This window comes from Mesorhizobium sp. M2C.T.Ca.TU.002.02.1.1, assembly GCF_003997225.1.
Window position 1 is genome coordinate 1 of sequence record NZ_RZTO01000206.1, and the last position, 8,433, is coordinate 8,433.

At 63.8% G+C, this 8,433-nt stretch carries 10 protein-coding genes; 6 read left to right on the forward strand and 4 right to left on the reverse strand.

Annotation, left to right across the window (positions count from 1 at the left end; genetic code table 11):
• A partial coding sequence (locus EOD07_RS13525) for a TetR family transcriptional regulator (RefSeq protein WP_127235810.1) occupies positions 1-418 on the reverse strand: 418 nt, incomplete at its 3' end.
• Between the two features lie 79 nt (positions 419-497).
• Here EOD07_RS13525 and choX point away from each other — a divergent pair.
• Positions 498-1,436, forward strand: coding sequence for a choline ABC transporter substrate-binding protein (gene choX, locus EOD07_RS13530; RefSeq protein WP_127235811.1), 939 nt, complete (start codon positions 498-500; stop codon positions 1,434-1,436).
• Complete coding sequence (locus EOD07_RS13535; RefSeq protein WP_164772229.1) at positions 1,433-2,269, forward strand: alpha/beta hydrolase; 837 nt, start codon at positions 1,433-1,435, stop codon at positions 2,267-2,269. Before choX ends, EOD07_RS13535 begins: the two co-directional genes overlap by 4 nt.
• Here the strand turns inward: EOD07_RS13535 and EOD07_RS13540 are convergent, their stop codons facing one another.
• A complete protein-coding gene (locus EOD07_RS13540; protein WP_127235812.1) occupies positions 2,270-3,028 on the reverse strand; it encodes an NIPSNAP family protein in 759 nt (252 codons plus the stop codon). It lies immediately after the preceding gene.
• 116 nt (positions 3,029-3,144) lie between these two features.
• On the opposite strand from EOD07_RS13540, the gene EOD07_RS13545 reads away from it, so the two are divergent.
• Positions 3,145-3,807, forward strand: coding sequence for a TetR/AcrR family transcriptional regulator (locus tag EOD07_RS13545; protein WP_127235813.1), 663 nt, complete (start codon positions 3,145-3,147; stop codon positions 3,805-3,807).
• Positions 3,808-3,830: 23 nt separating this feature from the next.
• On the opposite strand, the gene EOD07_RS13550 is transcribed toward EOD07_RS13545, so the two are convergent.
• Positions 3,831-4,418 (reverse strand): hypothetical protein, encoded by a 588-nt coding sequence (locus EOD07_RS13550; RefSeq protein ID WP_127235814.1) that lies wholly within the window; start codon positions 4,416-4,418, stop codon positions 3,831-3,833.
• 140 nt (positions 4,419-4,558) lie between these two features.
• Here EOD07_RS13550 and EOD07_RS13555 point away from each other — a divergent pair, with 140 nt between their 5' ends.
• The gene (locus tag EOD07_RS13555; RefSeq protein WP_164772230.1) at positions 4,559-5,689 is read left to right on the forward strand and encodes a metallophosphoesterase; all 1,131 of its coding nucleotides are present in this window, start codon (positions 4,559-4,561) and stop codon (positions 5,687-5,689) included.
• Between the two features lie 53 nt (positions 5,690-5,742).
• Here EOD07_RS13555 and EOD07_RS13560 read toward each other — a convergent pair whose 3' ends face one another.
• Entirely contained in the window at positions 5,743-5,922 is a 180-nt protein-coding gene (locus EOD07_RS13560) for a CsbD family protein (protein WP_041012477.1), read from the reverse strand.
• Positions 5,923-6,138: 216 nt separating this feature from the next.
• Here EOD07_RS13560 and EOD07_RS13565 point away from each other — a divergent pair, with 216 nt between their 5' ends.
• Positions 6,139-7,542 carry a patatin-like phospholipase family protein gene (locus EOD07_RS13565; RefSeq protein WP_127235816.1) on the forward strand — a complete coding sequence of 468 codons (1,404 nt, stop codon included), beginning with the start codon at positions 6,139-6,141 and terminating at the stop codon, positions 7,540-7,542.
• A gap of 18 nt (positions 7,543-7,560) precedes the next feature.
• On the forward strand, positions 7,561-8,220 hold the full coding sequence (locus tag EOD07_RS13570; RefSeq protein ID WP_127235817.1) for a glutathione S-transferase family protein: 660 nt from the start codon (positions 7,561-7,563) through the stop codon (positions 8,218-8,220).
• Positions 8,221-8,433: the final 213 nt, after the last annotated feature.

Consider the following 8,433-nt stretch of genomic DNA (forward strand, 5'->3'; position numbering starts at 1 on the left):
GGATCACCTTCTGGATGCGTGCCAGTTTCTCGTCGCGCGGCACCTCGGCGCAGAGCGACAGCCAGGCATGGCAGAGCGGCGGCAGGAACAGGTGCTCCTCGAAATTGCCCTCGATCACGGCGTCCAGCCGTTCCATCGGCGTGCGCGCCCGCTGCAACCGGGCGACCACGGCGTGGCAGAGCACGGCGTTCGCCTCGCGCATGGCGTGCTCGAACAGCTCCTGCTTGTTGCGGAAATAATGCAGCACGATGCCTTTCGAGGCGCCGGCCTGGGCCGCGACCTTTTCCAGCGTCGCGCCGGCGATGCCTTCGCGCTCTAGAACGGCGAACGCCGCCTGCCGCAACTCCTTGCGGCGTATGTCGCTGAGGCGCGTGAGTTTCAATGGACCGATCCATGCATGGCGAATCCATGTTGACATTTTCGTCCGAACAGATCAACAATTGACCAATGGGACAATAAATAGACCAAAAGGTCAATTGACGATGAGGAGAACCGGAATGTTGCGCATGCTTGCGAATGGCGTCTGTCTCGCGGCCCTGATCATGGCTTCCCAGCCGGCCCGGGCCGCCGAGGCCGAAAGCTGCAAAGCGGTCCGCATGGCCGAGCCAGGCTGGAACGATCTCGCCTTCACCACCGGCGTGGCCAAGGTGTTGCTCCAGGCGCTCGGCTACGAGCCGCAGAGCGAGGTGCTCGGCATCAACGTCATCTATGAAGGGATGAAGAACAAAGACCTCGATCTGTTCCTCGGCTACTGGGACCCGGCGATGGTCACTTACTATGAGCCCTACAAGAAGGACGGCTCGATCGAGAATGTGAGGGTCAATCTGGTCGGCGCCAAATACACCTTCGCCGTGCCGACCTATGTCTGGGAGGCCGGAGTCAAGGATCTTTCCGACCTGCATAAGTTTGCCGACAAGTTCGGCAAGAAGATGTACGGCATCGAGCCCGGCTCCAACCAGTTGATGATGGACGCCATCGCCGATCCGCAGTTCCAGCTCGATGGCTGGCAGGTTGTCGAGTCGAGCGAGGCGGGCATGCTCTCGGAGGGCGGCTACGAGATCAAGGAGAAGCAGTTCATCATCTTCCAGGGCTGGGCGCCGCATCCGATGAACACGATGTACGACTTCAAGTACCTGACCGGCGGCGACAAGTTCTTCGGTCCGAATTTCGGCGCTGCCACCGTGACGACGCAGGTGCGCAAGGGTTTTCTGCAGGAATGCCCGAACGTGGCGCAACTCCTGAAGAACCTCGCCTTCGACATCGACATGGAAAATGTCGGCATGGGCTACCTCATCAATGACGGCATGAAGCCGGAGGACGGGGCGTTGAAGTCGATCACCTTGCACAAGGACCGCCTCGATACGTGGCTAGCCGGCGTCACCACCTTCGACGGCAAGCCCGGCCTTGCAGCGGTCAAGCAAAAGCTCGGACTGTGAGGCCGGCAGCTTTTGATCTGGCGGATCAGGAGGCCGAGCAGGACGCCTGGGCCGGCCACAAGCGAAGCGTCGACGTCGGCGGTCTCGACCTTGCCTATGTCGAGGTCGCCGGCTCGGAGCCGCCGCTGCTCCTGGTTCATGGCTTCACCGACACCAGCCGCAGTTTCTCGCTGCTGACCCCGCATCTTCCAGGGCGCCGGCTGATCATGCCGGACCTGCGTGGCCACGGTGGCTCGTCAGCGGGCCAGGGTTTTGCTGTCGCCAGTTTCGCCGACGACATTGCTGGGCTGATCCGGCGCCTGCGACTAGACCGGCCGGTCGTCGTCGGGCATTCGCTGGGTGGCATGGTCTCGATCGCGCTGGCCGCCCGGTATCCAGAGCTGATCGGCGGGTTGGTGATCCTGGCCAGCACACTGAAGCCCGATTTCGGATCGCATCACCCGTTGATCGATGGCGTCACGGCTCTGCGGGATCCGATCTCGCCGTCCGATCCGTTCTATGACTGGTGGCATGCCTGCCTGCCGGTCGTGCCGCGGGCTTTTCTGGCAGGTCTGGCGAAGGACGCTTCGGCGATTCCCACAGCGCGCTGGCGCGCCATTCTCGAGGAAGTCCGCAGCACCGATCTGACCGCAGCGGCGCGGACCGTGCAGGTCCCGACGCTGATCATCGCCGGCGGGCGCGACCCGCTTTTCGGCCCCGCGCACCAGCAGCCGATGGCGGAGGCGATCGCCGGATCGCGTCTGGTGTGGGCGCAGGATTGCGGCCATAACCCGCATTGGGAAGACCCGGCCTTTGTCGCCAACGCAACAGCGGGCATGTTTCCGGCCGCGTGACTACCGCAACAGCGACCGACTCGTCGGTGTCAGGCGCAACCTCTCGACCGGCTTTGTGGAAACAGCCGTCATGGTTTCGTGGGCCGCCTGCCATGCCGGCGAAGCGGCGAGGGCGGCTTGATGGCCGGCATGGACATCGACATCATCGAAACCGGTGACGATGACAAAGACATTTTCCGCGGCACGCACGGGCAGCCGCGGAAACGTGTTTTCGGCATGCTCACTAATGAAGGCGCCGAGCAGCCGGGCGCCGTTTGCCGCAAGCAGCGGAGCCGCCTCCGCCCGGAAGCGCTCGGCAAAGCCAGCCTCGATGCCTAGCTGCAAATGATGAATCGAAATCTCAACAAAGCCTGACAAGCGGCTCTCATCGTTCGCAGTTTCAGCCTCGGCATCTATTGGCCGAAGCAACCCCGAGAGGTCGAACGCCGCACCCGGCCAGGCCGGCTTCAGCAGCAGCACGTCGTCGGAATCGATCATCGTCGCATTGGCGGCATCGCGGTGCGCGGCCCAGACTGACCCGCCATAGAAAGCGCTCAGCGCGTCCTTCCTTGCCTCCATGTCCTCGAAGCCGCGCAGCCAGACGAACATGTCGGGACGGTCGAGGTCGCGGAACTGGCCGATGACGGTCATGCCCGTCGCTTCCTGCGTCTCGACGAACTCACGGTCGAACAGCGCGATCAGCGTTTCGCGCTGCCCCGGCTTCAGCGTGTATTGCCGCAGTTCCACGACAGGCGAGGCAAGGCGGGAAGGCCGGTTCATGGTCGGAATCTCAAAACAGGGTGATCGTCCTGTTTTGTAAACAGACCGGTTGTCCTGTTTTGTCAATGTGATATTTTCTTTTCCTTCTCCCGCAACGGGAGAAGGGAAGGTCGCATATGGCTCGCAAAAAGCGCACCAACGATCCGGAAGGCATGCGCCGGCGAGTCCTCGACGTGGCGGAAGACGCCTTCCAGGAGCGCGGCTATCACGCCTCGAGCCTAGGCGATCTGATGGCGGCGGCCGGCGTCACGGGCGGCGCGCTGCACCACCATTTCCCGACCAAGAAGGTGCTGGCGCTGGCGGTGATCGAGGAACGGGTGGCGGCCGCGGTCCGGGAAACCTGGATCAACCCGGTGCTGGCGGCGCCGTCGGCCCGCCAAGGGGTGCGGGCCGTGTTCGAGGCGGTGGCCGCGGAGCTCGAACAGCGGGGCTATGTGCGCGGCTGCCCGCTCAACAACCTCGCGCATGAACTGTCGCTGGCCGACGATGAATTTCGCCTGGCGCTGGCCAGGATCTTTGCCGATTGGCGCCAGGCGATCGCCGACAAGATCAGGGCCGACCGGTTGGGCGGCGGGGAGGGTGGGACCGATCCGGAGCGTTTTGCGGCGCTCACCGTCGCTACCTATTCCGGCGCCATGTCGATGGCCAAGACATCGCAGGACGCCCGGGTGTTGCGGGAGTGCTTGCAGGGGTTGGAAAGTTTCGAGCTCTTGCCATCGCAGGGCGGATTGACGGCAAAGCGCCGTCGTCGTGTGTTGCCACGGCCGAAAATCGGATAGTGCCTGCAGTCGACAATTACGCCTTACTCCTTCAGCGGCTTGATCGTCTCGAACCCCACCTCGCTCTGCGCGCTCGTTCCTTCGTCATACCGCCGCGCCAGCACCGCCTGGAGGTCCGGCGAATACAGCGCGGTGAAGCTGTCGATGATCGCACCGGAATCCCCGGTGATCGTTTCGCCGACCACGAGCACATTGTACTTGCAGTCACCGAGCTTGTAGCTGTCCTTGCCCTTGACGGCCAAGGCCAGGGTCTCGGTGCCCTTCGGCGCCTTTTTCGAAGACAGGCGCACGAATTCGGTCTTGCTCTTGGCGCCGGCCTTCAGCGGGAACAGCTTCTTCAAGTCGCCGAGCGGGATCATCGACAGCCGCCCGGTGTCGCTGTCGCGGAACACTTCGATCAACCCGGCATAGAGATACTGCGTCTGCGGTGAATCCGATTCGTACTTGTTGGCCACCGCGATCATGCCGCCGGGCGCCGGCCGGAACTCGCTGCGGATACCGGGCTTTTCGAGCACGAAGCCGGCTTTCGCGGATTTGCCGTCGACGCAGTCGGCAGCCTGCGCGGTGCCGGCGAGCATGGCGAACGTCATGCCGATTGTGAGGGTTTTCATGCCTTCCTCCCCTGGATGCATGTTCCAAAGCAATGACAGACCACCGCTGTGCTGTCGACCAGGAGCCATTCACGATTGTACCGCGCGCGAAACGTCTTCACGGTGGACGAGCCGGTTCGAGGATGTTTAATCGAGTGACGATGAATCGCTCTTCGCCAGCAATCGTTTCGCGCCGCACCTTCATCGCCAGGATGGGAGGTCTCGTTGCCACCTGCGCCTTGCCTCGCGCGGCCTTTGGTCAGACCGGCAAGCGCATCCAGCCGATCGACGCCACCTTCCTCTTCATCGCCGATATCCATGCTTGCCGCATGGCGAGTGGGCTCAGCCCCAACTGCCGGCAGGAAGGCAAGACCGATGCAGCGCTTTTGCGCAATGTCGCGGCGCTGAACGCGATTGCAGACAAAAGGTGGCCGGCCGAGATCAACGGCGTCTCCACCGGCCTGCATTCGGCCGGCACCCGTATCGGCACGCCGCTCGGCCTCGTCACCGGCGGCGACATCACCGACGATGGCGGCGGCCAGGTCACCGAGCCCAGCGAAGGCACGCAGCTTCTGCAGTTCTCGCAGCGCTACCAGGAGGGCGTCGGGCCGGATCGCGTCCACATCCCGGTCTATGTCGGGCTCGGCAATCACGATCTTGACCAGAACGGCTCACCGCCGCATGTCGACTGGTATCGCCGCGAATTGCGCGACTATGTCGAGGTCAATCATCGCCCAGGCGTGTTCTTCAAGCCACCGGTGCCCGCAACCGAATATGATGTCGACACCGACTGCTATTCCTGGGACTGGGGCGGCCTGCACCTCATCCAGACGCACCGTTTCGCCGGCGACACCGGCCATGGCGCGCCGAGCAGCCTGCCCTGGCTGAAGCAGGACCTCGCCACCTATGCCGGCGACGGTCGTCCGGTCGTCCTGTTCCAGCATTATGGCTGGGACAGTTTCTCGACCGAGCGTTGGGACCCGGTGAAACGCACCTTTGACGACGATGGCACGGGCCGCCCGCATTGGTGGGGCGAGGCCGACCGCCAGGCGCTGCTGGCCGCGATCAGGGGTTACAACGTCATTGCCGTCTTCCACGGCCACCAGCATGAAGTGCCGATGATCTACCAGCGCGACGGGCTCGATATCGTCAAGCCGAAGGCGGCCTATATGGGCGGCTTCGCGCTGGCCAGGGTCACGGCCGACAACATGGATGTGGTGCTGGGCGAGGCAACTGGCGATCACGGCGAGATCGTCTTCACCAACGCCTTGGCCAAGCAATTCCAGACATGAAAAGGCCGCCCCACGGCGGCCTTCAAAGCCCTTGTCGTCGACGGCCTAAGAGATCAGAAAGTCTTCTTGACCTTGTCCTTCACGTCGCCATAGGCCTTCTGCACCTTGCCGGCGATCTTGTCGGCAACGCCTTCGACCTCTGTCCGCCGGTTGCCGGTGGCCTTGCCGGCCGCCTGCTTGACCGAACCCTTCATTTGCTTGGCAATGCCGGCGACCTGATCCCTGTTCACCATGCGCGCATCTCCTGGGGTCTCGATGGGAGTTGGATGCGAGAACCGCATCCGGGTCTCATAACGTGCCGGAGCGGTTCAGGTTCCCGACGATGGCGACGTCTTTGTACCGGTGGTTGCATCGGGCAATACAATCCGGTTAGGTTCGCGGCGGCTGCGGGAGAGGCAGCCCTGGGGGAACCGGGTTTGCGTCTTCGTGTGGCTTTTGTCGCTGTCCTGATGGCCCTGGCCGGCTGCGTTGCCGACGATGTCGGGCCGATCAATGTGCTGACCACGCAAGTCGGCCACCCGTCGCCCACCTACATCCCCGATCCCGCCGATGACGGCTCGACCGTAGTCGGGCTGGCCTTTTCCGGCGGAGGCACCCGCGCCGCGGCCTTTTCCTATGGTGTCTTGCGCGCGCTGGACGATATCGTCGTTGACCAGCGGCCGCGCCGGCGCACATTGGTCGACGATATCAGGATGATTTCCGGCGCCTCGGGCGGCGCGGTCGCTGCCGCTTATTTCGGTTATCGCGGCAGGGAAGGCTATGGCGATTTTCGCGAACGCTTTCTCATCCAGGACGCCGAGGCCGACCTCAGGACATCGCTGTCGCCGGTCAATTTCATCCGCGCCTATTATGGCGGCGTCAACGACCGCAGCGGTTTCGCCAGATGGCTGAACGACCATCTGTTCGACGGCGCCACATTCAAGGCCTTCCATCGGCCGAAGGGGCCGATCGTCTGGATCAATGCCTCCGACATCTACAATCGCACGCCGTTCCTCTTCACCTACGACACCTTCGCCGCCTTGTGCAGCGACCTCGACAAGGTGCGGATTGCCGACGCGGTCGCGGCATCGGCCGCCGTGCCGATCGTCTTCGCGCCGATCGTGGTCTCGGCGACCAGTCCCCATTGCGGTTACCGCAGGCCGCAATGGCTGAGCCTTGCGCTCGCGGATCGCAACGCCTCGCTGCGGCTCAAGGCCTATGCCAGCGCGTTGGATTCCTACCAGAACGCCGACCCGCTCGACTATGTGAAGCTGCTCGACGGCGGCCTGACCGACAATATCGGCGTCACCGGCTTCACGCTCGAGCGCTCCGCCGCGGGCACGCCTTACGGGCCGCTGTCGCCCTCGGCGGCGGTGCGCCTGAACACGCTGATCTTCATTGTCGCCGATGCCGGGAGCGACAGCGACGTGAGCTGGGCGAAGTCCCTGCACGGGCCAAAGGCCGCCGAACTCCTCGATGCGGTGACCAGCACCACGCTCGCCGCCTCGGTGCGCGACGAGTTCGATGCGCTGAAACTCGCCGTCTCGCAATGGAAGGGTGAGCTGGTGCGCTATCGTTGCGGGCTGCCGGCTTCCACCGTTTCCGCCTATCGCGGGTCGGCGATCGGCTGGAACTGCCGTGATGTCCGCCTTGTGGTCCAGCACCTGTCCTTCGCGGATGTCGATCCGTCGATGCAGGCGAAGCTCAACGAAATTCCGACCAGGCTGCGGCTGCCTGTCGACCAGGTGGACCTGACGATCGAGGCCGGCCGCAAGGCGATCGAGGTCAACCCCGACATAAAGGCGGCGGTCGCCGCGATCCAGGCCCGCGCCGGCGTCAGGCCATTGGCGATAACGACGGCCGAAGCGGATTGACATCATCGGGAGACGGTCTTGGCGGAGTTCACCCTCTACATCGGCAACAAGTGCTTTTCCTCCTGGTCGCTCAGGCCATGGGTGGCGATGAAGCACCTGGATATCCCTTTCGAGGAAGGGTTCGTGCGGCTGCGCACGCCGGAAACGGCGGCCAACCTTGCCAAGGTGTCGCCGACCGGCTTGGTGCCGGTGTTGAATCATAACGGCAGGATCGTCTGGGAAACGCTGGCCATCCTTGAATATCTGGCCGATCTCTATCCCGAGAAAAACCTCTGGCCGAAGGACCTCGGCGCTCGTCAGCTGGCGCGCTCGGTGGCGACGGAAATGCATTCGGGCTTCCGCGAGGTCCGCTACGGCTGGCCGATGAATCTGCGCCGGCCGAAATCGCACAAGCCGCTCGATGCCGAGGGCGAGGCGCAGCGGGCGAGAATCGAGGCGATCTGGCGCCAGTGCCGCGAGCAATATGGCAAGGGCGGTCCCTTCCTGTTCGGTCATTTCACCGCGGCCGATGCCATGTATGCGCCGGTGGTCACGCGCTTCGACACTTATGGCGGCGAGCTGGCGCCCGTCACCCGCGCCTATGTCGATGCGGTGTTGGCGACACCAGCGATGCGTCGCTGGTACGCCGAAGCGGCGAAGGAACCGTGGCCCGAGCCGGGGCCACACGAACAGGATTGAGCACGGGACGGCTCCCAAATCGCGTCAACTGGTCCGATGGCCGGCTTCACGCTTCGGCCGCGCGACCTATGTGAAGGAACGGGCCGGGCATCTGGAGATTTCTCATGACATCCGCAAATTCAACACTCACGGGCAAGGTAGCGCTCGTCACCGGCGCCTCGTCCGGCATCGGCGAGGCTACCGCCGCAGCCCTTGCCGCGGCAGGCGCGAAAG

Excerpts from the sequence above, each read along its gene's own strand:
- EOD07_RS13560 (WP_041012477.1), bottom strand. The coding sequence starts at position 5,922 with ATGGTGAACAGGGATCAGGTCGCCGGCATTGCCAAGCAAATGAAGGGT.
- EOD07_RS13545 (WP_127235813.1), top strand. The coding sequence starts at position 3,145 with ATGGCTCGCAAAAAGCGCACCAACGATCCGGAAGGCATGCGCCGGCGA.
- EOD07_RS13555 (WP_164772230.1), top strand. The coding sequence starts at position 4,559 with ATGAATCGCTCTTCGCCAGCAATCGTTTCGCGCCGCACCTTCATCGCC.
- EOD07_RS13550 (WP_127235814.1), bottom strand. The coding sequence starts at position 4,418 with ATGAAAACCCTCACAATCGGCATGACGTTCGCCATGCTCGCCGGCACC.
- EOD07_RS13540 (WP_127235812.1), bottom strand. The coding sequence starts at position 3,028 with ATGAACCGGCCTTCCCGCCTTGCCTCGCCTGTCGTGGAACTGCGGCAA.
- choX (WP_127235811.1), top strand. The coding sequence starts at position 498 with ATGTTGCGCATGCTTGCGAATGGCGTCTGTCTCGCGGCCCTGATCATG.
- EOD07_RS13565 (WP_127235816.1), top strand. The coding sequence starts at position 6,139 with ATGGCCCTGGCCGGCTGCGTTGCCGACGATGTCGGGCCGATCAATGTG.